This window comes from Streptomyces sp. BR1 (genome assembly GCF_052373795.1).
Classification (GTDB): Bacteria; Actinomycetota; Actinomycetes; order Streptomycetales; family Streptomycetaceae; genus Streptomyces.
Window position 1 is genome coordinate 2337112 of record NZ_CM126252.1, and the last position, 25252, is coordinate 2362363.

Annotated in this window: 25 protein-coding genes and 2 tRNA genes; 10 read left to right on the forward strand and 17 right to left on the reverse strand. The window is 70.9% G+C overall.

All coding sequences use genetic code 11. The annotated features are described in order from the left end of the window. The first annotated feature begins 15 nt into the window (after positions 1-15). Positions 16-1029, forward strand: coding sequence for a ribosome small subunit-dependent GTPase A (gene rsgA / locus ACT1U9_RS09805; protein ID WP_444537961.1), 1014 nt, complete (start codon positions 16-18; stop codon positions 1027-1029). A 70-nt stretch (positions 1030-1099) separates the two neighbouring features. Then, positions 1100-1423 carry a DMT family transporter gene (locus ACT1U9_RS09810; RefSeq protein WP_188275989.1) on the forward strand — a complete coding sequence of 108 codons (324 nt, stop codon included), beginning with the start codon at positions 1100-1102 and terminating at the stop codon, positions 1421-1423. Positions 1424-1445: 22 nt separating this feature from the next. On the opposite strand, the gene ACT1U9_RS09815 is transcribed toward ACT1U9_RS09810, so the two are convergent. Beyond that, positions 1446-2081 carry a TetR/AcrR family transcriptional regulator gene (locus tag ACT1U9_RS09815; protein ID WP_444537962.1) on the reverse strand — a complete coding sequence of 212 codons (636 nt, stop codon included), beginning with the start codon at positions 2079-2081 and terminating at the stop codon, positions 1446-1448. 165 nt (positions 2082-2246) lie between these two features. Between ACT1U9_RS09815 and hisN the strand changes: the two genes are divergently transcribed. After that, positions 2247-3047: a histidinol-phosphatase gene (hisN, locus tag ACT1U9_RS09820; protein ID WP_444537963.1), complete on the forward strand. Its 801-nt coding sequence runs from the start codon at positions 2247-2249 to the stop codon at positions 3045-3047. A 252-nt stretch (positions 3048-3299) separates the two neighbouring features. Then, the gene (locus ACT1U9_RS09825) at positions 3300-3701 is read left to right on the forward strand and encodes a CBS domain-containing protein (protein WP_444537964.1); all 402 of its coding nucleotides are present in this window, start codon (positions 3300-3302) and stop codon (positions 3699-3701) included. Between the two features lie 98 nt (positions 3702-3799). Here the strand turns inward: ACT1U9_RS09825 and ACT1U9_RS09830 are convergent, their stop codons facing one another. After that, positions 3800-5269: a catalase gene (locus ACT1U9_RS09830; RefSeq protein WP_444537965.1), complete on the reverse strand. Its 1470-nt coding sequence runs from the start codon at positions 5267-5269 to the stop codon at positions 3800-3802. A 126-nt stretch (positions 5270-5395) separates the two neighbouring features. On the opposite strand from ACT1U9_RS09830, the gene ACT1U9_RS09835 reads away from it, so the two are divergent. After that, the gene (locus tag ACT1U9_RS09835; protein ID WP_444537966.1) at positions 5396-5812 is read left to right on the forward strand and encodes a Fur family transcriptional regulator; all 417 of its coding nucleotides are present in this window, start codon (positions 5396-5398) and stop codon (positions 5810-5812) included. Positions 5813-5929: 117 nt separating this feature from the next. On the opposite strand, the gene ACT1U9_RS09840 is transcribed toward ACT1U9_RS09835, so the two are convergent. From ACT1U9_RS09840 to ACT1U9_RS09855, 4 genes are all read right to left on the reverse strand, one after another. Next, positions 5930-6006 (reverse strand) — tRNA-Met (locus ACT1U9_RS09840). A 106-nt stretch (positions 6007-6112) separates the two neighbouring features. After that, on the reverse strand, positions 6113-7927 hold the full coding sequence (locus ACT1U9_RS09845) for a tetratricopeptide repeat protein (protein ID WP_444537967.1): 1815 nt from the start codon (positions 7925-7927) through the stop codon (positions 6113-6115). 183 nt (positions 7928-8110) lie between these two features. Then, a tRNA-Met gene (locus ACT1U9_RS09850) sits at positions 8111-8184 on the reverse strand. Positions 8185-8259: 75 nt separating this feature from the next. Next, the gene (locus ACT1U9_RS09855) at positions 8260-11151 is read right to left on the reverse strand and encodes a UPF0182 family membrane protein (protein ID WP_444539056.1); all 2892 of its coding nucleotides are present in this window, start codon (positions 11149-11151) and stop codon (positions 8260-8262) included. Between the two features lie 135 nt (positions 11152-11286). On the opposite strand from ACT1U9_RS09855, the gene ACT1U9_RS09860 reads away from it, so the two are divergent. Then, positions 11287-11844, forward strand: a complete 558-nt coding sequence (locus tag ACT1U9_RS09860) for a PPA1309 family protein (protein WP_444537968.1) — start codon at positions 11287-11289, stop codon at positions 11842-11844. Between the two features lie 71 nt (positions 11845-11915). On the opposite strand, the gene ACT1U9_RS09865 is transcribed toward ACT1U9_RS09860, so the two are convergent. From ACT1U9_RS09865 to ACT1U9_RS09880, 4 genes are all read right to left on the reverse strand, one after another. Then, complete coding sequence (locus ACT1U9_RS09865; protein ID WP_444537969.1) at positions 11916-13004, reverse strand: YlbL family protein; 1089 nt, start codon at positions 13002-13004, stop codon at positions 11916-11918. 108 nt (positions 13005-13112) lie between these two features. Next, positions 13113-13283 (reverse strand): hypothetical protein, encoded by a 171-nt coding sequence (locus tag ACT1U9_RS09870; RefSeq protein ID WP_444537970.1) that lies wholly within the window; start codon positions 13281-13283, stop codon positions 13113-13115. 215 nt (positions 13284-13498) lie between these two features. Beyond that, positions 13499-13963 carry a molybdenum cofactor biosynthesis protein MoaE gene (locus ACT1U9_RS09875; protein WP_444537971.1) on the reverse strand — a complete coding sequence of 155 codons (465 nt, stop codon included), beginning with the start codon at positions 13961-13963 and terminating at the stop codon, positions 13499-13501. Positions 13964-14064: 101 nt separating this feature from the next. Further along, the gene (locus tag ACT1U9_RS09880) at positions 14065-15171 is read right to left on the reverse strand and encodes an SDR family oxidoreductase (protein ID WP_188276000.1); all 1107 of its coding nucleotides are present in this window, start codon (positions 15169-15171) and stop codon (positions 14065-14067) included. 187 nt (positions 15172-15358) lie between these two features. Here ACT1U9_RS09880 and ACT1U9_RS09885 point away from each other — a divergent pair, with 187 nt between their 5' ends. After that, positions 15359-16801, forward strand: a complete 1443-nt coding sequence (locus ACT1U9_RS09885; RefSeq protein ID WP_444537972.1) for a zinc-dependent metalloprotease — start codon at positions 15359-15361, stop codon at positions 16799-16801. Further along, on the forward strand, positions 16798-17319 hold the full coding sequence (locus ACT1U9_RS09890; protein WP_444537973.1) for an NUDIX hydrolase: 522 nt from the start codon (positions 16798-16800) through the stop codon (positions 17317-17319). Before ACT1U9_RS09885 ends, ACT1U9_RS09890 begins: the two co-directional genes overlap by 4 nt. 87 nt (positions 17320-17406) lie before the next feature. Here the strand turns inward: ACT1U9_RS09890 and ACT1U9_RS09895 are convergent, their stop codons facing one another. The 4 genes from ACT1U9_RS09895 to ACT1U9_RS09910 all read right to left on the reverse strand — a co-directional run bounded on the left by ACT1U9_RS09895 (position 17407) and on the right by ACT1U9_RS09910 (position 21316). Further along, positions 17407-18162 carry an AIM24 family protein gene (locus ACT1U9_RS09895; RefSeq protein ID WP_444537974.1) on the reverse strand — a complete coding sequence of 252 codons (756 nt, stop codon included), beginning with the start codon at positions 18160-18162 and terminating at the stop codon, positions 17407-17409. A 16-nt stretch (positions 18163-18178) separates the two neighbouring features. Then, positions 18179-18859 (reverse strand): AIM24 family protein, encoded by a 681-nt coding sequence (locus ACT1U9_RS09900; protein ID WP_444537975.1) that lies wholly within the window; start codon positions 18857-18859, stop codon positions 18179-18181. A gap of 13 nt (positions 18860-18872) precedes the next feature. Beyond that, positions 18873-20603, reverse strand: coding sequence for a TerD family protein (locus ACT1U9_RS09905; protein ID WP_444537976.1), 1731 nt, complete (start codon positions 20601-20603; stop codon positions 18873-18875). A 116-nt stretch (positions 20604-20719) separates the two neighbouring features. Further along, entirely contained in the window at positions 20720-21316 is a 597-nt protein-coding gene (locus tag ACT1U9_RS09910; RefSeq protein WP_444537977.1) for a M48 metallopeptidase family protein, read from the reverse strand. Between the two features lie 254 nt (positions 21317-21570). Between ACT1U9_RS09910 and ACT1U9_RS09915 the strand changes: the two genes are divergently transcribed. Beyond that, positions 21571-22704, forward strand: coding sequence for a ThiF family adenylyltransferase (locus tag ACT1U9_RS09915; RefSeq protein WP_444537978.1), 1134 nt, complete (start codon positions 21571-21573; stop codon positions 22702-22704). A 65-nt stretch (positions 22705-22769) separates the two neighbouring features. Further along, on the forward strand, positions 22770-24158 hold the full coding sequence (locus ACT1U9_RS09920) for an ABC1 kinase family protein (RefSeq protein ID WP_444537979.1): 1389 nt from the start codon (positions 22770-22772) through the stop codon (positions 24156-24158). A 72-nt stretch (positions 24159-24230) separates the two neighbouring features. Here ACT1U9_RS09920 and ACT1U9_RS09925 read toward each other — a convergent pair whose 3' ends face one another. The 3 genes from ACT1U9_RS09925 to ACT1U9_RS09935 all read right to left on the reverse strand — a co-directional run bounded on the left by ACT1U9_RS09925 (position 24231) and on the right by ACT1U9_RS09935 (position 25227). Further along, entirely contained in the window at positions 24231-24416 is a 186-nt protein-coding gene (locus ACT1U9_RS09925) for a hypothetical protein (protein WP_444537980.1), read from the reverse strand. Between the two features lie 122 nt (positions 24417-24538). Further along, positions 24539-24862, reverse strand: a complete 324-nt coding sequence (locus tag ACT1U9_RS09930; RefSeq protein WP_444537981.1) for a hypothetical protein — start codon at positions 24860-24862, stop codon at positions 24539-24541. Beyond that, entirely contained in the window at positions 24859-25227 is a 369-nt protein-coding gene (locus ACT1U9_RS09935) for a WhiB family transcriptional regulator (RefSeq protein ID WP_188276011.1), read from the reverse strand. The genes ACT1U9_RS09930 and ACT1U9_RS09935 overlap by 4 nt, the downstream gene beginning before the upstream one ends. Positions 25228-25252 lie beyond the last annotated feature (25 nt).

Here is a 25252-nt window from a genome sequence, read left to right on the forward strand (position 1 = left end):
GCGGGGCCTGAGCAGATGCGCCGCTACGGCAAGAACCCCGACGAGGACGACATCCGGGTCCGCCCCAACCGCAAGGGCAACCGTCCCCGCACCAACATCCGGCCCAAGCACGAGGACGCCTCGGAGGGGATGGTCCTCACCGTCGACCGGGGCCGCCTCACCTGCCTCGTCGAGGACCGTACGATCACCGCGATGAAGGCCCGTGAGCTGGGCCGAAAGGCCGCGGTGGTGGGCGACCGGGTCATGATCGTCGGTGATCTCTCGGGCGCCAAGGACACCCTGGCGCGCATCGTCCGCATCCAGGAGCGCAGCTCCGTGCTGCGGCGCACGGCCGACGACGACGACCCGTTCGAGCGCGTGATCGTCGCCAACGCCGACCAGCTGGCGATCGTCACCGCGCTCGCCGACCCCGAGCCGCGCCCGCGCCTGATCGACCGCTGTCTGGTCGCGGCGTACGACGCGGGGCTCACCCCGCTGCTCGTGCTCACCAAGTCCGACCTCGCCCCGGCGGACGAACTCCTGGAGATGTACGGGGCGTTGGGCGTCCCGTATGTCGTCACCTCCCGCGAGGAGCTCTACAACGGGGACGCGGCGGACCGGGTGCGCGAGCACCTCGACGGCAAGGTGACCGCGTTCGTCGGCCACTCCGGCGTCGGCAAGACGACCCTGGTCAACGCCCTGGTCCCGGAGGACCGCCGCCGGGTCACCGGCCATGTCAACGCGGTCACCGGCCGCGGCCGGCACACCACCACCTCCGCGCTCGCCCTGCCGCTGGCCAGCAGCGACGGCGGCTGGGTGATCGACACCCCGGGCGTACGGTCGTTCGGCCTGCACCACGTCGAGCCGTCCCGGGTGATCCTCGCCTTCCCCGACCTGGTGCCCGGCACCGAGAACTGCCCGCGCGCGTGCAGCCACGACGAGGCGGAGTGCGCGCTGGACGCCTGGGTCGAGGAGGGCCACGCCGACCCGGCCCGGCTCTACTCGCTGCGGCGCCTGCTGGCCACCCGGGAGCGCCACGAGGGCGACTGACGGAACCCGCGTGCATAATCGCACGTAGCTCTGACAAGCAGTCACCTATGCGTTGCGGGAGGCCCTGGACATGGCGTGGCTGCTCGTGGTGGTCGCCGGAATCCTGGAGACCGGGTTCGCCGTCTGTCTCAAACTGTCGCACGGCTTCACCCGGATCGGGCCGACCATCGCCTTCGCGGCGTTCGCCCTCGGCTCGTTCGGGCTGCTGACCCTGTCCCTGAAGAAGCTGGACGTGGGTCCGGCGTACGCGGTGTGGACGGGCATCGGCGCGGCGGGCACCGCGATCTACGGCATGGTCTTCCTGGACGACGTCGTCTCCACGCTGAAACTGGTGTCGATCTCGCTGGTGATCGTGGGCGTGATCGGGCTGCAGATCTCGGGGTCGGCGCACTGAGGCGGACCGGCCGGGCGGGGGCTCACGACACCGGCCGCATCGGCGTACGGGCGAGCACCGCGCGTACGTGCGCCGCATGGCCACCCCCGGGCGTCCCCTGCCTCGCCGGATCAGGGGCCACCACATACGAGAGCGCGAGGCGCACCACCGTCTCGCAGCAGCGCGCCACTTCCAGCGGGTCCACGGCCGGGAGTTCCTTCTCCAGCGCCGCCAGCGAGCGGTCCCGGACGGCGGCCACCAGTTCGGACGGCCCCGGAACTCCGGCGTCCGCCCGCCTCTGCGCCGGTACGGGCGAGTGCACGCCGGGCGTGCGGCCCGGGCGGGGGGCGGGCAGGCGCTCGCCCCAGCAACCGGTGAGCAGCGCCCGGATGAGCGCGCTGGAGCGGGCCGAGCCGACGGTCCACTCGACCAGCGCCACCAGTCGGTCGGCAGGCACCGCGTGATCGGCGAGCACCCGGTCGACCCCGCGCAGATAGATGTCGGCCTCGCGCCGCACCAGGGCCCGGGCCAGGCCTTCTTTGCTGCCGAACTCGTTGTAGAGCGTCTGCCGGGACACGCCCGCGGCCGAGGCCACGTCCACCATCCGCACCCCCGACCAGGGCAGTGCGGCGAGGGCCGAGACGGCGGCGTCCAGTAGGGCTTCTCGCGCTGTGGGCATCGCGCCTCCCGAGGCTCCGCCCTCAGAGTTGACGCGCGCCCGGGCACTGTCAATAGCCGGAGCGGGCCGTACCGGTGCGCCGAGCGGTCGGCGCGGGCCCTCCCGCCGGGTGTCCGCATCCCGGGCCATGTGGTCGCCGCAGGTGCTGGTCGATACGGTGTGGCCATGCCCGACTACCACGATGATCTGCGTCTCGCCCACGTCCTCGCGGACGCCGCCGACGCCGCCACGATGGACCGGTTCAAGGCGCTCGACCTCAAGGTCGAGACCAAGCCGGACATGACGCCGGTGAGCGAGGCCGACAAGGCCGCCGAGGAGCTGATCCGCGGCCATCTCCAGCGGGCACGCCCACGGGACGCGATCCTGGGCGAGGAGTACGGCCTGGAGGGCACGGGCCCGCGCCGCTGGGTGATCGACCCCATCGACGGTACGAAGAACTACGTACGCGGGGTGCCGGTCTGGGCGACGCTGATCGCGCTGATGGAGGCGGGCGAGGGCGGCTACCGGCCGGTGGTCGGCGTGGTGTCGGCGCCCGCCCTGAACCGTCGCTGGTGGGCGGCGAAGGGGCTCGGCGCGTACACCGGCCGCAGTCTGTCGCAGGCGAGCCGGCTGCGGGTCTCCAGCGTGTCGAAGCTCGCGGACGCGTCCTTCGCGTACTCCTCGCTGAGCGGCTGGGAGGAGCGCGGCAAGCTCGACGACTTCCTGGATCTGACCCGCGAGTGCTGGCGCACGCGCGCGTACGGCGACTTCTGGCCGTACATGATGATCGCCGAGGGGGCCGTGGACATCTGTGCCGAGCCGGAGCTGTCGCTGTGGGACATGGCGGCGAACGTGATCGTGGTGGAGGAGGCGGGCGGCGTCTTCACCGGCCTCGACGGCCAGCCCGGCCCGCACAGCGGCAACGCGGCGGCCTCCAACGGCCTGCTCCACGGTGAGCTGCTGAACTACGTGGGCCTGGGCGACTGAGGCCTTTTTGTGGGCGCCCGTAAGCGCGCGCGATAGGCGGATACAGGCACCTGGGGTGCGAGAGGGGCGTGGGTCGTACTTTTACGCGCCCCTCAACTGACCTCTACCACCCCCTTGTTGACGGGCATGTCCTCCTGCGACTCTAAGAGTCCCCCCACTTGTGAACTTGTGAATCCGTTCTCGCAAGCAGGCCCTCGCAGTCGGGTACTCGCAGTCGGGCAACGGCACTTCACCAAGGAGGTGGCCCCATCCATGCTCGTCCGTGACGCCATGAGCACGGTGGTCCTCACCATCGGACCCGCGCACACCCTCCGGCAGGCGGCCCGGCTGATGGCCGCGCGCCGCGTCGGGGCGGCCGTCGTCCTCGACCCCGACACCAGCGGGCTCGGCATCCTCACCGAGCGCGACATCCTCAACTCGCTCGGCCAGGGCCAGAACCCGGACCACGAGACCGCGAGCACCCACACCACCACCGACGTCGTCTTCGCGGCGCCGTCCTGGACCCTGGACGAGGCGGCCGAGGCGATGTCGCACGGCGGCTTCCGGCATCTGATCGTCCTCGACGGGGACGGCCCGGTCGGCGTGGTCTCGGTGCGGGACATCATCCGCTGCTGGGCCCCCACCCGCCGCCACCCGGCCGAACTGGTCGGCTGAGTCCCCGTACGTACGGAACCGGGGCAGTACGCACAGAGGGCCGGCCCCCCGAAGGGAACCGGCCCTCTGACTGCCTACGGCAAGCGATCCAGTGCTGTTCAGCCGCGCAGGGCCTGGACCGCGGCTTCCAGCCGCTTGCCGAAGTCTCCGTCCGCCTGGCGGAAGTTGTTGATCGCGCGCTCGGCGATGTCGTCGCGCGAGACCTTGGCGATGAACCCGGCGAGGTTGTCGATCAGGCGCGCCTTCTCGTCCTCCGAGTACATCCGGTACAGGTTGCCCGCCTGGACGAAGTCGGTGTCCTCGGCGTGCACCGGCGCCGCGTGGTTGCCGGTCGCGGTGCTCACCGGCACCGGCTGCCACAGCGGGCGGTCCGTCTGGTACGGGCCGCCGAAGCTGTTCGGCTCGTAGTTCTTCGCGCCCTTGTGGCGGCCGTCGTACAGGTGGCCGTCACGGGAGTTGGTGCGCGCCTCGGTGGCGTGCGGGCGGTTCACCGGCAGGTGGTCGGCGTTGATCCCGACCCGGTAGCGGTGCGCGTCGCCGTACGCGAACAGGCGGCCCTGGAGCATCTTGTCCGGGGACGGGCCGATGCCGGGCACGAAGTGCGCGGGGCTGAAGATCGACTGCTCGACCTCGGCGAAGATGTTCTCCGGGTTGCGGTTGAGCTCCAGCTTGCCGATCTCGATCGGCGGGTAGTCCTCGTGCGGCCACACCTTGGTGAGGTCGAACGGGTTGAAGCGGTAGGTCGCGGCCTCGGCGGCGGGCATGATCTGCACCTGCACGGTCCAGCTCGGGAACTCGCCGCGCTCGATGGCCTCGCGCAGATCGCGCTGGTGGCTGTCCGGGTCCTCACCGGCGAGCTTGTTGGCCTCGGCCTGGGTGAGGTTCTTGATGCCCTGGTCGGTCTTGAAGTGGTACTTGACCCAGAAGACCTCGCCGGCCTCGTTGTTCCACTGGTACGTGTGCGAGCCGTACCCGTTCATGTGGCGCAGCGTGGCCGGGATGCCGCGGTCGCCGAAGAGCCAGGTGACCTGGTGGGTCGACTCGGGGCTCAGACCCCAGAAGTCCCACACGTTGTCGGCTTCCTGCGAGCCCGTGTACGGGTCGCGCTTCTGCGTGTGGATGAAGTCGGGGAACTTGATGGCGTCCTTGATGAAGAAGACCGGCGTGTTGTTCCCGACCAGGTCGTAGTTGCCGTCCTCCGTGTAGAACTTCAGCGCGAAGCCGCGGGGGTCGCGCACGGCGTCGGCCGAGCCGAGGTTGCCCGCCACGGTGGAGAAGCGCAGGAACGTCTCGGTCTTCTTGCCGACCTCGGAGAGGAACTTCGCGCGCGTCCACTGCGAGACGTCGCGGGTCAGGGTGAACGTGCCGTAGGCGCCCGCACCGCGCGCGTGGACGATGCGCTCCGGGATGCGCTCACGGTTGAAGTGCGCCAGCTTCTCCAGGAGCGACTGGTCCTGGACGAGCACCGGACCGCCGACGCCCGCGGTCTCGCTGTTCTGGTTGTCCGCGACCGGCGCGCCGGCCTCCGTGGTGAGCGGTCCCTGCGTCACGTGCGCCTCCTGCGTCATTTCCTGCAAGTCCTGTCCCTTGGCGTTTGCCGTTTCCGATCCTACAATGGACGTTGTCTAAGTCAAGTAGGCATCCAAAGTCACACCCGTTCGGGATACGTTCCCCCGGCTGTTAGGCTGGCCCTTATGAGTGACCTGCTGGAACGACTTCGCGGACGCGGCTGGCGCATGACGGCACAGCGGCGCGTCGTGGCCGAGGTCCTCGACGGCGACCACATGCACCTGACGGCGGACGAGGTCCACGCGCGTGCTGTGGCCAAGCTGCCCGAGATCTCGCGCGCGACCGTCTACAACACGCTGGGCGAGATGGTGACCCTCGGCGAAGTGATCGAGGTGTCCACGGACCGCCGCGCCAAGCGGTACGACCCGAACGCGCACCAGCCCCATCAGCACCTCGTCTGCGCCCAGTGCGGCGCGATCCGAGATGTGCATCCCACCGGCAACCCCCTGGCCGACCTCCCGGCCGCGGAGCGCTTCGGCTTCACGGTCTCGGACGTGGAGGTCACGTACCGGGGCATCTGCCCGAACTGCGCGGCAGCGTAAACACAAGATCCACGTAAAAAGCGGGCGGGGGCCGAAGCCCCCGCCCGCTTTTTGCCCGGTCTGCCGTCGGACATACGAAACAGGGCCCGGATCCATTGGATCCGGGCCCTGAATACTTGGTAGCGGGGACAGGATTTGAACCTGCGACCTCTGGGTTATGAGCCCAGCGAGCTACCGAGCTGCTCCACCCCGCGTCGGTGAACCCAACAGTACGTCACGCCGCCGACCAGCGCAAACCCGTTCGGCCCAGCCCCGGTGGCGGCCCGGCCCGGGGGCACGGAGCCGCCCGGGCCCGATCGCTCAGGCCGTCAGTTCCTGGTGCAGGGCCTCGCGCAGGCGGCCCGCCCGCTCGGCGACCTCCGCCGGTCCCAGCTCGACCGCCCGCGCGCACCACCGCTGGCCCTCCGCGAGCTCCCCGCACCGCGCGGCGAGCAGCGCGAGACGCAGCGCCGCGCGCCCGTGCCCGGCGTGGGCGGCCCGGGCCCACCACAGGGCGGCCTCGCGCTCGCGCCCCTCGCGCGCGAGGAGCAGCCCGAGGTTGAACGCGCCGTTGCGGCTCCCCGCCTCGGCCGCCTCCCGGTACCAGCGCGCGGCGCCCTCCTGGTCGCCCCGGGCCGCGGCCAGCATGCCGACCCGGACCTGGGCGCGCCGGTGGCCCTGCCCGGCCGCCCGCTCGTACCACTCCTCGCACTCCGTCTTCTCGGCCACCGGCTCGCCGAGCACCGGCGCGCCGGGCGGCGGCTGGCGCGCGTCGAGCACGGTGGCGAGCCGGAACGCCGCCTCCGCGCTGCCGCCGCCCGCCGCGCACCGCAGATGCCGCTCGGCGGCGGCCTCCTCGCCGTCCCTGAGCAGTGCCATGCCGACCTGGAGCGCGGCCTCCGTGTGCCCGGCCGCCGCCGCCCGCTCGTACCACTTCAGGGCGGTGCGGTCGTCGTCGCGGCTGGCGAAGAGGATGCCCAGGTTGAAGGCCGCGTCCACGCTGCCCGCCTCGGCCGCCTTGGAGAACCACGGCTCGGCGCCGGTCGCGTCGCCGGCCTGGAGCAGCAGCACCGCGAGCGCGTTGGCGGCCTCGCGGTGGCCCGCGTACGCCGCGCGCCGGTACCACTGCTCGGCCTGGGCGGTGCGCTCCTGGGCGGTGCAGAGCAGCCCGAGGTTGTACGCCCCGTTGTCGTCCCCGGCGTCCATCGCGGCCCGGTACCACCGCTCGGCGGTCTGCGGCTCGCCGCGTGCGGCGTGCAGCGCGCCCAGGGCATTGGCGGCGTTGCCGTCGCCGTCCTGGGCGGCGCGCAGCCACCACACGGCCGCGCTCTCCTCGTCCCCCGCGTCCCGCAGCAGGAACCCGAGCGCGCAGGCGGCCTTGGCCTCGCCGTCCTTGGCCGAGGTCAGATACCAGCGCCCGGCCTCCTTCAACTCGCCGCGCTTCTCCAGGATCGCGCCGAGATGCAGCGCGGCCCGCCGGTGGCCGCGCGCGGCGGCCTGGCGGTAGTACTGCTCGGCCTCGGCGATGGCGGCCGCCGTGTCCTGGTCGGCCTCGACAGCGATGTCAGGCTCGCCGCTGTCGTGCTCGGCCCGCTGGTCGATGAGCCGGGCGAGCCGGTACGCGGCCTCGCGGTGGCCCTGCTCGGCGGCGGCGCGCAGCCAGCGCTCGGCGCCCACGTCGCTGCGGTGCTCCAGCAGGTCGGCGAGGGCGTACGCCCCCAGCGCGTGGCCCTGCTCGGCGGACTGGCGCAGCCAGTACTCGGCGGCCGGCTCGTCGCCCCGCTCCCGGTAGTGCCGGCCGAGCGCGTGCGCGGCCGCGGCGGAGCCCGCGACGGCGGCGATGCGCCACCAGCCGGCCGCCTCGTCCGCGTAGCCCCGCTGGTGCAGCAGCACGCCCAGGTTGTTGGCCGCGGCCCGGTCGCCCTCGGCGGTGGCTCCGCGCAGATAGGCCTCGGCCCCGTCGAGGTCGCCGCGGCGCAGCAGCAGGGATCCGAGAACGCTCATGGACGCGGCGTCGCCGCCGTCGGCAGCACGCCGGTGCCGCGCCTCGGTCTCGGCGTCGGCGGCGTCATCGGAGCGCATCTGCGCAAACCGCCCTGTCTCCAACAGAGTTGCCCTGTCCCCCATAAATACCATCGTCGCACCACCCGCAACCCGCGTACACCTGGTATACCGCAGCCGGTGAGGTCACTTCAGCGTTTTGTCGACATGCCCACAGAGAGATAAGCCAAACGCAGCACACGCGACTGTCTGACCCTCATTCGGCACACAACATGACGAGGGCCCGGATCCTTAAGGATCCGGGCCCTCGTCTGTGAGTAGCGGGGACAGGATTTGAACCTGCGACCTCTGGGTTATGAGCCCAGCGAGCTACCGAGCTGCTCCACCCCGCGTCGGTGAATACAACGTATCACGACGCGGAACGGAGCCCGACCGCATTAACCGGCCGTCTCGGCTCCCCGGGGAGCTCAGCCGCTCCCCGAGCCGCCGGAGCCCTTCGCCTTGGCCTCGGCGTCGGCGGCTCGCTGAAGCGCCGCCTGAAGGTCCTGCTGGGCCTTGCCGTACGCCGTGAAGTCGCCCTTCTGCAGTGCCTTCTGGCCGTCGTCGTACGCCTTCTGGGCGTCCTTGATGGCCTGCTCCACGGTCGCGTTCGTCCCGGTGGACGGCGGCTTGGTGGTGCCGGTCGGCGGCTTGGTCGCGGGTGGCGGCTCGGAGGCGTCCACCCCGAACACCGCGTTCAGCGCCTGCGCCAGGGTGTCCTTGAAGACGGTCTTGTCCCCGTAGGAGACGCCGACCTTCTTCAGCAGCGGATAGTTGGCGGAGCCACCGCGCGCGTAGACGGGCTCGATGTACAGGAAGCCCCCGCCCAGCGGCACGGTGAGCAGATTGCCGTAGTCGATCTCGGAGTCGCTGCCTCTGAGGTTCCGTACGAACTCGGCGACTTCCGGCAGACCGTTCAGCTTGCTCTGCACCTGCTGTGGACCTTGGACGTTGTCCGTGACTCTGAGGAGTCTGATGGTGCCGTAGTCCTTGCTGGCGGCATCGGCGTCGATCGCCATGAACCCGCCCAGGTTGGGCCGGCCGTTCGGCGTGAACGTCGTCGTCAGCGAGAACTTCTTCCCCTGCGGCTCGGCGCCCGGCATCTTCATGGACAGGTAGTACGGCGGGACCGCCACTCCGTCCTTGTTGGTCGGGTCGTCCGGGACCTGCCAGGCGTCACTGCCGCTGTAGAACTGCGCGGGGTCGGTGACGTGGTAGCGGGTCAGCAGCTCGCGCTGGACCTTGAACATGTCCTGCGGGTACCGCAGATGGGCGAGCAGCTCCGGGGAGATGTCATTCTTCGGCTTCACCGTGTGCGGGAACGCCTTCATCCAGGTCTTCAGGACCGGGTCCTGGGTGTCCCACTGGTACAGCGTGACCGTTCCGTCGTACGCGTCGACGGTGGCCTTCACCGAGTTGCGGATGTAGTTGACCTGGTTCTGCTGGGCGACCACCGCGCGCTGACGGGTCGTCAGCGAATCGGCCGTCGTCTCGCCGAGCGTCGTGCGCGAGGCGTACGGATAGCCGTTGGTCGTCGTGTACGCGTCGACGACCCACTGGATGCGCCCGTTGATGACCGCCGGGTAGGAGTCCGCGTCGATGGTCAGCCAGGGGGCGACCGCCTCCACGCGCTGCTTCGGCGTGCGGTTGTAGAGGATCTTCGAGCCGTCGCCGATGGCCCCCGAGTAGAGGATCTGCGGCTCACTGAAGGCCACCGCGTACGCGGCGCGGTTGAAGGCGTTGGACAGGCTCACCCCGCCCTTGCCCTTGAAGCTCGTCGTCGCCTGGCCCTTGCCCTCGGCCTCGTAGTCGAGCTCCTTCTGCGGACCGCCGACGATCGAGTACTGCTCGGTCTTCTCGCCGTAGTAGATCCGCTGCTCGTACTTCGGCAGCTGGCCGGTGGTCGGCAGACCGGACTCGGTGAAGTCCGGGGAGCCCGTCGAGTCCACCGTGGTGCCCTTGGCCGCGATGGCGCCGTAGCCGTGGGTGTACGTGAAGTGGTCGTTGATCCAGTTGCGCTTGTCGATGCCGTTGAGGTTCAGCTCACGCAGACCGATGACGGTGTCCTGCTCCTTGCCGTCCTTGTCCGTGTAGCGGTCCACGTCCAGCGGCACGGTGAACTGGTAGTACTTGCGCCGCTGTTCGAGCTGCTGGAACGCGGGCGTGACCACATTGGGGTCGATCAGCCGGTAGCTGGCGGCCGTGTCGGCGTCGGCGCGCAGCTTCGCGTTGTCCTCCGCCGCCGTCGCCCCCTTGTAGTCCCGCACCTCGGTGGCGTCGATGCCGTACGCCTTGCGCGTGGCGTCGATGTTCTTCTGGATGTACGGCGCTTCCTTGGCCTGCTCGTTCGGCTGGACCTGGAACTTCTGCACGATCGCCGGGTAGAGCCCGCCGATCAGGATCGCCGAGAGGACCATCAGGCCGAAGCCGATCACCGGCAGCTGCCAGGTGCGGCGCCACAGCGTCGCGAAGAACAGCAGCGCGCAGATGACCGCGATGCAGAAGAGGATCGTCTTCGCCGGCAGATAGGCGTTGGCGTCCACGTACCGCAGGCCCGTCCAGTTGCTGCTGGCCTTGAAGTCGCTGGACTTCACCGCGAGCCCGTACCGGTCCAGCCAGTACGCCACGGCCTTCAGGGCGACGAACACGCCGAGCAGCACCGACAGATGGCCGGTGGCGGCGCCCGTGGCGCGCGCGCCCGGGCTGGTGATCCGCAGCCCGCCGTACAGGTAGTGCGTCAGAGCCGCGGCGATCAGGGACAGCACGGTGGCCGCGAAGCCGAAGCCGACCAGGAAGCGGTACCAGGGCAGGTCGAAGGCGTAGAAGGAGACGTCCAGATGGAACTGGGGGTCCTTCTGCCCGAACGGCACCCCGTTGACCCACATCAGCCAGGTGCGCCACTGCCCGGAGGCGGAGGCGCCGGCGATCAGGCCGACGAGCGCGGTGATGCCGAGCAGCAGCCACTTCTTGAACGGGGCGATGCCCATCCGGTAGCGGTCCAGGCTCTGCTGTTCCAGCGACATCGCGCTGAGCGGCGGCCGCAGCCGGTGCGCCAGCCAGATGTTCAGGCCGACGGCCAGGGCCATCAGGACGCCGAAGAACGAGAACAGACCGATCTTGGTCCACAGGGTGGTGGTGAAGACGGACGAATAGTGCACCGAGCGGTACCACAGCCAGTCCGTCCAGAACCCGGCGAACATGACGAACGCCATGGCCAGCACGGCCAGGACGCCCAGTGTCATGAGCAGCGTCCGGACCCGGCGGGACGGTCGGCCGACTCTGATCCGGGACCCGGAAGGGCCTCCGCCGCGGTCCGGCATCTGGAAAGCCAAGGTGCGCACCTCGAAATTCGGTGGTGGTTGAGCAGGCTCCGCGATCGTAGAGCCCACCTATGCAACTTACTGAGGCTTTACTCAGTTCCCGATCCGGGGGTGGGAGAGGGCAGGATATTGCTCATGTCCAACGTTTCCCCCTCCGGCCCCCCGATGGCCGCGAGCCCGCTCACCCGCGCAGTACTCGAGATCGACGAGTACGCGGCCGGCCTCGGCTGGGATCAGCCGGCCCGCCTGTTCGCCCTCGTCGACACCGCCAAGCTCCGCACCCAGGAGCCCTCCCTCGCCTCCCAGCTCGGCCTCGACCAGGCCGAGGCGGCCGCTCCCCTGACCCCCATCGAGCAGGACGAGATCCCGGCCGGCCAGGCCCTCGACCAGTTCCTGGGCACCATCGCGTGGCCCGACGCGGTGGTGGGCTGCGCCCTCACCGTCGAGCGCCTGATGCTCCCGCCGTCCGCCGAGGCGTCCGTGCCGGAGGGCATGAGCGACAAGCAGCTGGCGAAGTGGGTGGCCAAGCACCCGGACCGCCAGGAGGTCCGGATGACGGTCGCGGTGCTGCGCGACGGCGCCCGCGAGTCGGCGGTGCGGCTGCGCGAGAAGGACTCGGCGACCGAGGTGCTCACCGGCGCGGGCCTGGTCCCGGGCCTCGCGGAGGCGCTGGCGGCGACGTTCGCTGAGTAGCGGACGCTCTGGCTGCGGTTACTCCGTCACCGCAGTAACCGCAGCCACGCGCGTGTGGAGGGCGCGCCCGGTCACTTCGCCGAGCAGCTCGGCAGACCGGCCGTGTCCCCCGTGCGGATCTTCTCCAGCGCCTTGGTGGCGTCGCCGATGGTTCCGACCTTGACCAGGGTCAGCCCGCTGGGCGTGTCCGAGGCGGCAGCCGCGCAGTTCTCGCCGGGGGTGAGGAAGTAGCGGGCGCCCGCGTTGCGCGCGCCGATCAGCTTCAGCTCGATGCCGCCGATCGGGCCGACCTTGCCGCTGTCGTCGATGGTGCCGGTGCCCGCGACGAACTTGCCGCCGGTCAGATCGCCGGGGGTGAGCTTGTCGACGATGCCGAGGGCGAACATCAGACCCGCGCTCGGGCCGCCGACGTCGGAGAGCTTGATGTCGATGGAGAACGGGAAGGTGTGGTCGGTCCCGGCCTGGATGCCGACGACCGCACGGTCGCCGTCCTTGGCCTTCGCGGTGGTGATGGTGACCTTCTCGGAGCCCTCGGGCTCCTTGCCCGCCTTCTCGGCGGCGGCCGCGTCCTTGGCGGGGATGACCGTGAACACCGCGTTCTGGCCCGGGCTGTGCTTGGTGACCAGCTTCGCCACGTCCGCCGGGTCCTTGACGGCCGCACCGTCGACGGACTTGATCACATCGCCCGCGTGCAGCTTGCCCTCGGCCGGGCTGCCCTTGACCACCGACGCCACGATGACGCGGCTCTTCACCGGGATCTTCAGCTCGTTGAGGGCGGCGACCTTGGCGCTCTCCTGCGACTGGCTGAACTCCTCGGCGTTCTCCTGCGAGGACTGCTGCTCGGTCTTGCCGTCCGGGTAGAGGGTGTCGTGCGGCACGACCTTGTTGTCGTGGGAGAGCCAGCCGTAGACGGCCTCGACCAGGTTCATGTTGTAGTTCGCACCGGTGACCCGGACCGTCGTCATGTTGAGATGACCGGTCGTGGGGTAGGTCTTGTGTCCGGTGATCTGCAGCACGGGCTCGCCGCGCGCCTCGCCGAGGGTGTTCACCGTGGGGCCGGGCGACATCTCCGAGTACGGCACCTTGATGAGGACGCCTGCGCAGAGCAGCGCGATCAGGATCAAGGTGGAGGCGAGCATCGTCGCGGTGCGGCGTGGCATGGAACGACAGTACGGGACGTGTCTGTCAGTGCACCGCCGGGGCCGGTCCGTCCGGGGAGCGTGGACATCCGCGTACGGGCCGGGGCGCTCAGAAGGCGCTGGAGGGGGTCAGACGGGCTCGGTTCCGGAGCCGGATTTGTCCATCGCATCTCGGAACCTGTTGTACCCGGCGAGTTCCGCGACGTCGCCGGCCGTGCGATTGCGAGCTGCCCAGCTCGCCCATATCGCCGCGCCGACAGCAGCGAAAAGCGGAATCAGCAGCCACGTGAGTGCAGCCATTCCGTCCTCCCGTCCCCGATGAGCGACCGCACCCCACAGGCCGGCCGCAGCTGACAGATCAGCAGATTAACCCTCTGCAAGGTCAACGCTCGGGGCCGGGGTGCGGTTACGCAAATCGGGGCGGATCCCCCCGACAGGGTTTCAGACAGCCGCCACGACCTGCCCGTTCACCCGTCGGTGGCTCCGGGCCACCCGATAGTGGCGAGCGGGAGGGGTCAGCCGGCCCCGACCCACTCCTCGGTTCCGTCCGAGAACTGCTGGTGCTTCCAGATCGGGACCTCGTGTTTCAGGTCGTCGATCAGCATGCGGCAGGCCTCGAAGGCCTCCGCGCGGTGCGGGCAGGAGACCGCGACGACGACCGCCAGATCGCCCACCGCCAGATCGCCCACACGGTGGACGGCCGCGAGCGCCCGGACCGGGAACTTCGCCACGACCTTCTCGGCCACTCGGCGCATCTCCGCCTCGGCCGTTGGGTGGCAGGAGTACCCGAGCGCGTCCACGTCGGCGCCGCCGTCGTGATCGCGCACGGTGCCGACGAACAGCGCGGTGCCGCCCGCGGCGCTGTCGCCCGCCGCGGAGAACACCTCGTCCAGGGAGAGCGGGGTGTCGCGGATCGCCAGCAGCCGGATCGGGTCCTGCGCCGCCTGCTCGCCGGGGTGCTCGGGGTACGTGCGTGCCATGAGTCCATCGTGCCGTACGGCACTGACATCGCGTAATAGATCTTTCGCCCGGTCGCCCCGACCCTCCGTAGGAGGGTTCTACAGACCCTCCTACGGAGCTCTTACAGACCTCGCCGCTTGCGGGCCCTGCGGACCACGGCGGCCGCGCCGAGCAGGGCGACCGTCGCACCGGCGGCGCCGGCGGCGGTGGCGTCCTTGCGGCCGAGGCGGCGGCCCGCCACGGTGTGCCGGCCGGCGACCTCTTCGAGGAGTTCCGCGAGGACCTCCTCGTTGGTCCACTGCGGCCGCCAGCCCGCGTCGTGCAGCCTTCCGACGCTGACCACCCAGGGGTGCATCGTGTACGCGAGGTCGCCCGCCGGGGACGGGGTGAGCCCGATCCGGTGCAGCCGTGCGGCGGCCCCGAGCGCGACCGCCGAGGGGAGCTCCATGCGCCGGATGCCGCTCAGCTCCTCGACCTCCTCCTGCTCCAGCCAGCCGTCGCAGCCGACCGCGAACTCCCCGTCGACCTTCTCCAGAGCCGCGTACTCCAGCGCGCTGCACAGGTCCTCGACATGGCAGAACTGCCAGGTCGGCCGGGATCCGGCGACCACCAGGAGGCGCGGCGACTCGAAGTAGCGGGTCAGCGCCGTGTCCGTGCCGCCGACCAGGACGGCGGGCCGCACCACGGTCACGTTCAGGCCGGGGTGGGCGCGCGGCGCACGCCGCCCCAGGCGCTCGATCTCCAGCAGGTCGCCGACCCCGGTCGCCTCGGCGGTGGCCCGCAGCTCGGCGTCCTCGGAGAGCGGGATGTCGTTGTCGGGCAGCGCCCCGTAGACCATCGCGGAGGTGCACAGCACCACCCGGTGGACGCCTGCGGCGGCCGCGGCGGTCAGCACGGTCTGGGTGCCGCGTACGTTGTACGCGGTCCGGGCGGCCGCGTCGGTCTCCAGGTCGAGATCGAGCGCCAGGTGCACGACGACATCGGCGCCGCGCAGCTTCTCGGCGATCGCCGGGTCGCGCACGTCCAGGATGTGCCAGGTGGCCTCGGAGACCTCGCCCCGGCGCTCGTCGATGGCGATGACCTGCTTGACCTCCTCGGACGCGGCGAGCCGCGCGGTCAGCAGGGCGCCGATCCCGGCCGCGGCACCGGTGACCGCGACGACGGGACCCCGCGCTGCGGAGGGGGAATGGTTTCGCGCTGCGCGAACCTGCGGATCTGGGGAACTCACCGGGCGTCTCCAGCGGTTGTCTTCAGTACGTACACGAATGACGCGTACGGACCAGGTGACGTCCATCCTGCCGCAGGCCGAGAGTCGGCGGAGCACCGAGCCCTTATCCGGCGCGGATGTCTACGCTGGTAGGTGTTGGGCAGTCGCCGTCGACAGCAGTCGACGGCCCTAGGAGCCGAGGAAACCCGTGAGTGACAACCCATTCGGATTCGGCCTTCCGCCGGAGGAGCCGGAGAACGGCGACGAGGGCAAGGAGAAGGGCAAGGGCAACCAGGGCGGCCCGGCGAATCCGTTCGGGTTCGGCGCCGGGGCCGGCGGCGCGGACAACCCGTTCGCGGCGATGTTCGGTTCGCTGAACCCGAACGACCTGGGAGCGGCGTTCCAGCAGCTCGGCCAGATGCTCAGCTACGAGGGCGGTCCCGTGAACTGGGACATGGCCAAGCAGATCGCGCGTCAGACGGTGGCCCAGGGCACCGCGGACGGCACCAAGGACGAGAGCGTCGGCCCGGCCGAGCGCGCCGCCGTCGAGGAGGCCGTGCGCCTGGCGGACCTGTGGCTGGACGGGGTGACGTCGCTGCCCTCGGGCGCGTCGACCGCCGTCGCGTGGAGCCGTGCCGAGTGGGTCGAGGCGACCCAGCCGGCCTGGAAGGAGCTCGTCGACCCGGTCGCCGAGCGCGTCGGCGCGGCCATGGGCGGCGTGCTGCCCGAGGAGATGCAGGCCATGGCGGGCCCGCTGATCGGCATGATGCGCTCCATGGGCGGCGCCATGTTCGGCCAGCAGATCGGCCAGGCCGTGGGCGTCCTCGCGGGCGAGGTCGTCGGCTCGACCGACATCGGTCTGCCGCTCGGCCCGGCCGGCAAGGCCGCGCTGCTGCCGCTGAACATCGAGGTGTTCGGCAAGGACCTGGGCGTCCCCAAGGACGAGGTCAGGCTCTATCTGGCCCTGCGCGAGGCCGCTCACCAGCGGCTCTTCGCCCATGTGCCGTGGCTGCGCTCGCACCTGTTCGGCGCGGTCGAGGGCTACGCGCGCGGGATCAAGGTCGACACCGCGAAGCTGGAGGACGCGGTGGGCCAGCTCGACGTGTCCAACCCCGAGCAGCTCCAGGAAGCCCTCCAGCAGGGCATGTTCCAGCCGGAGGACACCCCGGAGCAGAAGGCCGCCCTGGCCCGTCTGGAGACGGCCCTGGCGCTGGTGGAGGGCTGGGTGGACGCGGTGGTCCACGAGGCCGCGAAGCCCCGCCTCACGTCGGCCGACGCGCTGCGCGAGACGCTGCGCCGCCGCCGCGCGACCGGTGGTCCGGCCGAGCAGACCTTCGCCACCCTGATCGGCCTCCAGCTGCGCCCGCGCCGGCTGCGGGACGCCTCGCGCCTGTGGGCCTCGCTCACGGACGCGCGCGGCGTCGACGGTCGCGACGACCTCTGGGAGCACCCGGACATGCTGCCGACCGCCTCGGACCTGGACGACCCGGACGGCTTCGTCCACCGCGAGCAGCTCGACTTCTCGGAGATCGACAAGATGCTCGGCGAGGCGGCCCAGCAGAACGGTCCGTCGCTGACCAAGGACGAGCCGAAGGCGGACGAGCCCAAGAAGGACGACGGGACCGACGGCAAGGGCGAATCCGAGAAGTGAGCCTGCACGAAGACGCGGTCCTCGTACTGAAGTCGTACGAGGACCAGCCGGAGCTGCGCCGGCTGTACCTGGACCATCTCGCGGCGCACGACGACGGCATGTGGAAGGCGTGCGGGGCCGGGCATCTGACGGCGAGCGCGCTGGTCGTCGACCCGGCACGCGGCCGGGTCCTGCTGACGCTGCACAAGAAGCTCAACATGTGGCTCCAGATGGGCGGCCACTGCGAGCCCGGTGATGTCTCGGTGGCCGCCGCCGCGCTGCGCGAGGCCACCGAGGAGTCCGGGATCGCCGGTCTCACGCTGCTGCCGGGCGGCCCGGTCCGCCTCGACCGGCACCCGATCCCGGCGCCGTGCCACTGGCACCTGGACGTGCAGTACGCGGCGCTGGCCCCGGCGGACGCCGTCGAGGCGATCAGCGACGAGTCCCTGGACCTGCGCTGGTTCGCGTACGACGAGGTGGCGTCGGTGGCCGACGAGTCGGTCGTACGGCTGTTGGAGGCGACCCGGGCCCGGCTGTGAAGCCGGGCGCTCTCGGGGCGCATTGAGGACACGGGTAAGGGGCGGTCGCCATGGACGACCGCCCCTTACCCATCGCTGCCGACCGGATCAGCTCCAGGCGTTGCCCTGGTTCTGGGCGTGGACGCCCTGCTGCCCCATGCCGTACTGGGCCCGCAGGCCCTGGCCGATCACCGCGTTCTGCGGCGGCAGCACCTCGCTGGGCTGGACCAGCGCGAAGCCCTGGCCGAGGAAGCTGAGCTCCCAGCCCTCGCCCGTGTTGCCGCGCCGCCGCCACACGCCCGTGGAGTGCGTCTGGGCCTGCATCTGCACCCGCAGCGAGGTGGACCAGGCCACGATCGCGTCGGCGTCCGCGTTGACGTACTTGTCCGGCGTGACCTGGAGCATCAGCGGCTGACCCGACGTCATCAGGACGACCTTGCCGGTACCCGTGATGTTGAGCTGGAACTTGCCGGTGCCCGAGATGCCGTACTGGCTGTCGACGGCGATGACCTCGTAGTGCAGCGAGGAGTCCATCGCCAGGACGTAACCGCCGTCCACGGTCAGCCCGTCGCGGTCCACGTCCACTACGTGGACGTGCTGGGCGAGATTGGCCAGGTAGACGGTGCCCTGACCGGAGACGCGCATCAGGTCCAGGCCCTCGCCCGTGTTGGCACGCGCGCTCTGGTGGCCGCTGGACACGTACTCGCCGTCGAACTCCATCAGCCCCTGGTAGGCGACCATCGAGCCCTTGCGGGCGAGGATGTCGTCATGGCCGGTGAGCACCACACGCAGCAGCTGCGCGTTCTGCGCGCTGTAGCGCTCCTGCGACTGCTGCTCGGTGTAGCTGAAAAGCGGGCTCTGCATGGTGTGTTCGCTCCCCTCAGCCCCGGGCCCGCAGGCGGTCGGTGCTGTCCTCACTCGGCTGTACGACGACGATGCCCTGGCCCGAGAAGGCCATCTGGTACGCCTCTCCGCTGCCCCGGCCGATCAGCGAGGACGCCTTGAAGCTGCGCTTGCCCTTGACCTTGAGGTTCGGGGACCAGGCGACCAGGGCGTCCGGGTCGACGTACGTCTCGTCCTCGCCGCTGCCGCAGTCGACGACGACGGGCGTGCCGCGCGAGGTGAGCGCGACCCACCCGGTGCCGGAGATCTTCACGTTGAACAGGCCCTGGCCTGCGAACTTGGCGAGGCCCTTGACCCGCTCGACGCCCCACTGAAGGCTCGCGTCGAAGGCCAGCACATTGGTGCCGTTGACGGAGAGAGCGTCGTTGTTCAGATGGATGACGACGACGTTCGCCCCGTAGTCGGCGAGGTAGAGCAGCCCGTCGCCGGTGCACTTCATCAGCGGGGCGCCCTCGCCGGTGATCCAGTCGCGGGCGATCTGGCGTACGGCGGGCGGGTTCGGCTCGTACTGGATGAAGCCTTCGTAGGCGACCATCGAGCCCACGCGCGCGAAGAGGTCCGCTCCGGTGGCCATGGCCACCTTCAGCATGGCACTGCCGTGGTTCTCCATCCGGGCGGCGACGGGGGTGGGGGCATAGCCCGCGAGTTGCTGGTTCATTGGCCGGGCTCCCTCAGACCTCGTACGGCTGGACGACGATGAAGTTCCCGGGCGCGCCCCGGAACTGCAGGTTGACGGACTCGCCGCTGTCGCCCGGATAGGCGTTGCGGCGCAGCCTGACCTGGCTGGAGACGATCACCTGCGAGGCGGACGACCACGCCACGATCGCGTCGCTGTCGGCGAACGTGGTCGGGGTGACCGGCAGGACGACGGGGGTGCCGTGGGTCATCACCACGATCGTTCCGGTGCCCTGGAACTGCATCGTGAACAGCGCGCCGCCGGGCAGCCCGTGGCCCTCGATGCGGCGGACCTCGTACTGAAGGGACTCGTCGAACGCGAGGACGCGCTCGGCGGAGACGCAGATGCCGTCGCCCTGGAGCTCGATGGGGTGCAGATAGGCGCTGTTCTCGGCGAGGAAGACCTGGCCGCGGCCGGTGCAGCGCATCAGCTGCATCTCCTGGCCGGTCGCGTGGCCGACGAGCCGCCCGGCGAAACCGGCGCCCTTGTAACCGAAGTCGACCTTGCCCTGGTACATCACCATGCTGCCCTGGCGGGCCAGCACCGGAGTGCCGCCGATGCCGAGGTCGACGCGGACGAGCTGCTTGTTCTGCGAGGCCCAGCGCTGCCCGGTGGGCACTTCCTTGTACAGCTGCATGGCCCCCGCGAGCCCGCCACCGGACTGCGGCATCCCTTGCGGCGGCATCCCCTGCGGGAAGCCGGGCTGCTGCCCGTAGTCGGCGGGCTGGCCGTAGGGCGCGGGCTGCCCGTACGGGGCGGGCGCGCCGGGCGGCGGGACCTGACCGGGGTACTGACCCGGGACCTGCCCGGACGAGGGCTGCTGGGGCTGTCCGTACGGGGCGGGCGGGGCCGGGGCCGGGGGCGGGACGGTGCCCGGCACAAACGTCATCGGCGCGGCGATGGTCGGCGCCGCGTGGATCTGCGGGCTGGGCGCGGGCGGCGCCGGGGGTGGCGTTGCCCCCGGCGGGGGCGTGTAGTGCTGCTGCGCCGGAACCGGGGCCGGGGCGCCGAACTGCGCGGACGGCTGCGGGGCTTGGGGCTGCGGCGGGGCAGGCGGGGCAGGCGGGGCGCCGAACTGGGGCGCGGGCTGCGCGGTCGCGGGCGCCTGCACGGGCGCCTGCGCGGGCGGAGCCGTCTGCGCGGGCGGGGCGAAGCCCGGAGTGGCGCCCTGCGGCTGCGGCGCCGCCACCGGCTCCTCCTCGGCGACCTCGCCGCCGAAGTTCTTCAGCAGCGCCTCAAGGCCGCCGTCAAAGCCCTGGCCCACGGCCGCGAACCGCCAGACGTCCTTCACGTAGAAGTCGCCCAGCATGACGGCGCGTTCGGTGCTGAACTCGGCGCCCGTGAACGCGTATCTCGCGACCTCCTCGCCACCGGCGACGACCCGGATGTACCCCGGTCCGATCTGGGACATCTGGCCCGCGCCGTCGATCGTCGCGGTGAAGGAGAGCTTCTGGATGTGGGCCGGGACGCGGTCCAGGGTGACGCGGAACGACTCGGTGTCACCGGCCTGCGGGCCGAGCAGCTGGATGGACTCCTCGGGCGACTTGGGCTGGTTGAAGAAGACGAAGTACCGGTCGTCGGAGAGCTGCTCGTTCGCGTCGAGGCCGAAGCAGCTGATGTCGAAGGTCAGTCCGGGGGCGGCGATCTGCACGCCCACATACAGATCCGTCCCCGCCGTCAGATCACTGATCCTGGCCTTGTGGCCGCGTTGGAATTCCCTGGCCATGCGTAACGACCGTCCCCCATCCCGAGTGTGATTGGTCGCGCCAGGCTAGCGGCTGCCTGCGACAACCGGCCAAACCGGTCGGCGTCCGGTACGCGTTCGGTACACAATCGGGGAGATCACTCACTGCGGGCGGCGGGCAGATACGGAAGCCGGTCGGCCGCGACCACTCCTTCGAGGTATCCGCGCGCACGCTCGGTACGGGGATACGCCTCCAGGAGCCGCCAGAACCGCGGTCCGTGCCCCGGCACCAACAGATGCGCCAGTTCATGCACGAGCACATAGTCGAGTACGTACTCGGGCATCCCCTGCAGCCGGTGCGAGAGGCGGATGCTGCCCTCCGCCGGGGTGCACGAGCCCCAGCGGGTGTTCTGGTTGGTCACCCAGCGCACCGACGCCGGACGGGCCCGGCCATCGAAGTACAGGTCCGACAACCGCTCGGCGCGCTCGGTCAGTTCCGCGTCGCCGAGCATCCGCTTGCTCTCCTGGGCGGCGAGCTTGTCGAGCATCACGCTCACCCAGCGCTGCTCCTCGGCCTCGGACATCCGGGCCGGAATCAGGACGATGGTGCGGTCGCCCTCGCGGTACGCCGAGACCGTCCTGCTGCGCCGGGTGCTTCTGCGCACCTCGACCGCGCTCGTCGCATGACCGCGGGGCGGCGGACTTGTCGGACTGCGTGGCGGGCTTCCGGCACTCTGCAGTGGGTCGGCGGGCACGCCCCGACGTTACCCGCTGTCAGTGGGGGAAGTCCCGCCTCCGGAAGGGTTGGCCCATGATCCATTCAGGGCGGGCACCATTTGAACGACTAATACCCCGCCCCTGTGGATAACTTCTCCCGCCCGTCCGCCGCGGCAGTCATTCTGGCAACGGATCACACGAAAATCGTGACCGGACGGAGACCTGGGCCGACACACGGCCGACCGGGCCCGGTCAGGACAACACACGACAAGGCAGGACAGCGGGGGTTGACATGCATCCGATGGTGAAGCCGGCACTGCGCCGGGCATGGCGGAACCGGAACACCGTGCAGTTCGGGGTCACCCCCGCACGAGCGGTGGTGGTGTCGCCGGTGGACACGGCGACAGGAAGCTTCCTCGGCCTCCTCGACGGCACACGCGGACTGCCACTGCTGTACGAGGAAGCCAGAGCCGTGGACCTGTCGCCCGGCCAAGTGGACGCGATGGTCGAGCGGTTGACGACGGCCGGTGTCCTCGACGATCCGACGGCCGGAGGCCCGGCGGCCGACGCACTGCGCGAACGGACCGACGCCTTCGACCGGACCAGATCCGATCTCGCCTCGCTCTCCCTGGTCCACCGGGAACCCGGCGGCGGCGCACGGCGGCTGGCCACCCGCAGGTCCTTACGGGTCCAGGTGCGCGGCGCGGGCCGCGTCGGGGCGACGATCGCCTCCGTGCTCGCCGCGGCGGGAGTGGGCCGGGTGGACGTGCTGGACGGCGGGACGGTCCGGCCGTGGGACGTCGCGCCCGGCGCGCTGCCCGAGGAGGCGGTCGGCGAGCGGCGGGCCCCGGCGGCGAAGCGGCTGGTGCGCAGCGCGGCGCCGGGCCGCCCGCCCCGCGCCGACGAGTGCGCCGACCCGCCCGGCCTGTCACTGATCGTGGTGGCCCCGAGGGACGGCCTTGAGGTGTACGCACCGGATCCGGCCACCGCCGAGGAGTGGCTGGCGGCGGGAATCCCCCACCTGTACGCGGGAGTTGTGGAGACAACGGGCCTTGTGGGCCCACTCGTTCTACCGGGCGGCACCGGGTGCGCCGGATGCCTGGCGCTCACCCGCGCCGAGCACGACCCGGGCTGGCCCCGGATGCTGGCGCAATGGCGCTCGGGCCGCCGCGAGGGGGCCGTACCTGCCTGCGACGTCGCGCTCGCGACGGCGGTCGCCGGCCTGGCGGCGGCCCACGCGCTGGCCTTCCTGGACGGCGACCTCCCGGCGAGTACGGGCACACGCTGGGAGACATCGCTGCCGCTCCTCGGCTGGCGCCCCGAACGCGTCAGGGCGCGCCTCGACTGCTCCTGCGGCGCGGGCGGGAACACTGAAGGGGAGGACGCCTCGGGGGGCGAGCAGCCGCAGGACACAATGGCCCGGTAACCGCTGTCAACGACGCACTGCCGCAAGGCACCCGCGGCACGGCCGGCTGGGAATTGGAGGGGCGTATGTCTGATCTTCCCCGGAAGGCGGTCACCCGGACCGCCAAGTTGGCCGCGCTGCCACTTGGCTTCGCCGGCCGTGCCACCTGGGGGCTGGGCAAGAGGATCGGCGGCAAGTCCGCGGAGATCGTCGGCAGGGAGCTGCAACAGCGCACCGCCGAACAGCTCTTCAAGGTCCTGGGCGAACTGAAGGGCGGGGCGATGAAGTTCGGGCAGGCCATGTCCGTCTTCGAATCGGCACTGCCCGAAGAGGTCGCCGGGCCCTACCGGGCGGCGCTGACCAAGCTGCAGGAAGCGGCCCCGCCCATGCCGACCCGCACGGTGCACGCCGTGCTCGCGGAGCGGCTCGGGCCTAACTGGCGGGAGTTGTTTCTGGAGTTCGAGGAGAAGCCGGCAGCCGCCGCGTCGATCGGCCAGGTGCACCGGGCCGTCTGGCACGACGGGCGCGAGGTCGCGGTCAAGGTGCAGTACCCGGGCGCCGGCGAGGCACTGCTCTCGGACCTGACCCAGCTCAGCCGGTTCGCCCGGCTGCTCGGACCTCTGATTCCCGGAATGGACATCAAGCCGCTCATCTCCGAGCTGCGCGACCGGGTCTCCGAGGAGCTGGACTACGAACTGGAGGCGCGCGCCCAGCGGGAGCACGCGGCGGAGTTCGCCGACGACCCGGATGTGGTGGTGCCCGATGTGGTGCACCAGCGCGACCAGGTGCTGGTGACGGAGTGGATCGACGGCACGCCGCTCTCCGAGGTGATCGCCGACGGAACGCCCGAGCAGCGCGACCGGGCGGGCCAGCTGCTGGCGAGATTCCTCTTCTCGGGCCCCGCCCGGACCGGACTGCTCCACGCGGACCCGCATCCGGGCAACTTCCGACTGCTGCCGCCCGAGAAGGAAGGCGGCGAGTACCGACTGGGGGTGCTGGACTTCGGCACGGTCGACCGACTGCCGGGCGGGCTGCCGCAGACGATCGGCGACTCCCTGCGGATGACCCTGGAGGGTGACGCGGAAGCGGTCTACGGGCTGCTGTGCGACGAAGGCTTCGTCAAGGAGTCGATAGACCTCGACCCGGACGCGGTACTCGACTATCTGCTGCCGATCATCGAGCCCGCACAGGCCGAGGAGTTCACCTTCACCCGATCCTGGATGCGCGGCCAGGCAGCCAGGATCGCCGACCCCCGCTCCCCCGCCCACCAACTGGGCAAGCAGCTCAACCTGCCGCCCTCGTATCTCCTGATACACCGGGTGACGCTCTCCACCATCGGGGTGCTGTGCCAGCTGGACGCGACGGTACGGCTGCGGGACGAGCTGGAGGAATGGGTTCCGGGGTTCCTGCCCGAAGTCCCGGAGGACTTGGACGAGCTGGACGGCGAGGAGGACGAGCAGCCCGCTGGGGCCTAGGGCCGGGGCCAGGCCGGGCTGTGGGGTGCGCGGGGGGCGGGGGGGGGAGGGGAGGGGCCCCACCCCCCCCGTTCACCACCACACAGAGTCCAGCCGGCTCTCGATCGCCCTGATGTTGGCGCGTGCGCATGCGTCACAGAAGTAGAGACGGGTGCCGTTCTCGACGGAGTAGGTCCAGGTCGGCGGAGTGCTCTCGGCGGGCGTGCCGCAGCGCGAGCACACAACGGTCTCGGCAACCGGTTGAGTCGGGTCGTCCATTTCGTGACGATACCGCCGCGGCCGGTGGTTGCGCGGACACAACGCACCGCGGGGGCCGGTCCGTTCGGACCGGCCCCCGCGGGCTGATTCGTTACTGCTTGCGCTGCCCGGTGGTACGGCCGTTACTGCATGACGGCCATGGCCAGGGCGCGGCGGGCACGCATCGACACGCGCTCGGCGCGGCGCTGCATGCGCCGGGCGGCGAGCAGGCGCAGGGCCTGTCGCTCGACCTCGGCTTCCCGCAGGCGCTCGTGCATATGGGCACGGGCCAGGGCTTCTGGCATGAGTTGCATTTCGAGGGTCCTGTTCTGGCGCGAGGCGTTCGCGCCGGTGGTGGTGAAGTCTGGGGTCGCGGAGCCCATGGGCTCAGTGGCGGACGTCGTCATCGGGGCCTGCTTCTGGGGGTCGTTCGTGAGGGGGCGGTCGATGGTTCCCGGGCGGTTCATGCCGCGACCGGGTTCTTGCGCGGGCGACCACGCGGCCGCTTGCGGGCCACGACCACACCCTGGACGAAGAGCTCGCCACCCCAGACGCCCCACGGCTCGCGCCGCTCCTTGGCGCCGGCGAGGCAGGCCTCGACCAGCGGGCAGGTGGCGCAGAGGGACTTGGCGTACTCGACGTCTGCCGGGGACTCGGCGAAGAAGACCTCCGGGTCGTACGAGCGGCAGGGGACGGGCACGCCGAGGTTCTCGATGGCGTCGTCGAGCGCGGTGAGCGCGGTGAGGGGAGTCAAGGCGGGGTCCTCCGTGAGACCGGGCGGGGGGATCGTCTGGGCGGGCGGTACGGACGGGGCGTGCGCTTCGAGTTGCACGGTGTTTTTCTTCCTCGTCTTGTTG

What these genes read in the sequence shown, in the direction of transcription:
- rsgA (WP_444537961.1), top strand. Translation starts at nt 16, where the DNA reads ATGCGCCGCTACGGCAAGAACCCCGACGAGGACGACATCCGGGTCCGC.
- ACT1U9_RS09810 (WP_188275989.1), top strand. Translation starts at nt 1,100, where the DNA reads ATGGCGTGGCTGCTCGTGGTGGTCGCCGGAATCCTGGAGACCGGGTTC.
- ACT1U9_RS09815 (WP_444537962.1), bottom strand. Translation starts at nt 2,081, where the DNA reads ATGCCCACAGCGCGAGAAGCCCTACTGGACGCCGCCGTCTCGGCCCTC.
- hisN (WP_444537963.1), top strand. Translation starts at nt 2,247, where the DNA reads ATGCCCGACTACCACGATGATCTGCGTCTCGCCCACGTCCTCGCGGAC.
- ACT1U9_RS09825 (WP_444537964.1), top strand. Translation starts at nt 3,300, where the DNA reads ATGCTCGTCCGTGACGCCATGAGCACGGTGGTCCTCACCATCGGACCC.
- ACT1U9_RS09830 (WP_444537965.1), bottom strand. Translation starts at nt 5,269, where the DNA reads ATGACGCAGGAGGCGCACGTGACGCAGGGACCGCTCACCACGGAGGCC.
- ACT1U9_RS09835 (WP_444537966.1), top strand. Translation starts at nt 5,396, where the DNA reads ATGAGTGACCTGCTGGAACGACTTCGCGGACGCGGCTGGCGCATGACG.
- ACT1U9_RS09845 (WP_444537967.1), bottom strand. Translation starts at nt 7,927, where the DNA reads ATGGTATTTATGGGGGACAGGGCAACTCTGTTGGAGACAGGGCGGTTT.
- ACT1U9_RS09855 (WP_444539056.1), bottom strand. Translation starts at nt 11,151, where the DNA reads ATGCCGGACCGCGGCGGAGGCCCTTCCGGGTCCCGGATCAGAGTCGGC.
- ACT1U9_RS09860 (WP_444537968.1), top strand. Translation starts at nt 11,287, where the DNA reads ATGTCCAACGTTTCCCCCTCCGGCCCCCCGATGGCCGCGAGCCCGCTC.
- ACT1U9_RS09865 (WP_444537969.1), bottom strand. Translation starts at nt 13,004, where the DNA reads ATGCCACGCCGCACCGCGACGATGCTCGCCTCCACCTTGATCCTGATC.
- ACT1U9_RS09870 (WP_444537970.1), bottom strand. Translation starts at nt 13,283, where the DNA reads ATGGCTGCACTCACGTGGCTGCTGATTCCGCTTTTCGCTGCTGTCGGC.
- ACT1U9_RS09875 (WP_444537971.1), bottom strand. Translation starts at nt 13,963, where the DNA reads ATGGCACGCACGTACCCCGAGCACCCCGGCGAGCAGGCGGCGCAGGAC.
- ACT1U9_RS09895 (WP_444537974.1), bottom strand. Translation starts at nt 18,162, where the DNA reads ATGCAGAGCCCGCTTTTCAGCTACACCGAGCAGCAGTCGCAGGAGCGC.
- ACT1U9_RS09900 (WP_444537975.1), bottom strand. Translation starts at nt 18,859, where the DNA reads ATGAACCAGCAACTCGCGGGCTATGCCCCCACCCCCGTCGCCGCCCGG.
- ACT1U9_RS09905 (WP_444537976.1), bottom strand. Translation starts at nt 20,603, where the DNA reads ATGGCCAGGGAATTCCAACGCGGCCACAAGGCCAGGATCAGTGATCTG.
- ACT1U9_RS09915 (WP_444537978.1), top strand. Translation starts at nt 21,571, where the DNA reads ATGCATCCGATGGTGAAGCCGGCACTGCGCCGGGCATGGCGGAACCGG.
- ACT1U9_RS09920 (WP_444537979.1), top strand. Translation starts at nt 22,770, where the DNA reads ATGTCTGATCTTCCCCGGAAGGCGGTCACCCGGACCGCCAAGTTGGCC.
- ACT1U9_RS09925 (WP_444537980.1), bottom strand. Translation starts at nt 24,416, where the DNA reads ATGGACGACCCGACTCAACCGGTTGCCGAGACCGTTGTGTGCTCGCGC.
- ACT1U9_RS09930 (WP_444537981.1), bottom strand. Translation starts at nt 24,862, where the DNA reads ATGAACCGCCCGGGAACCATCGACCGCCCCCTCACGAACGACCCCCAG.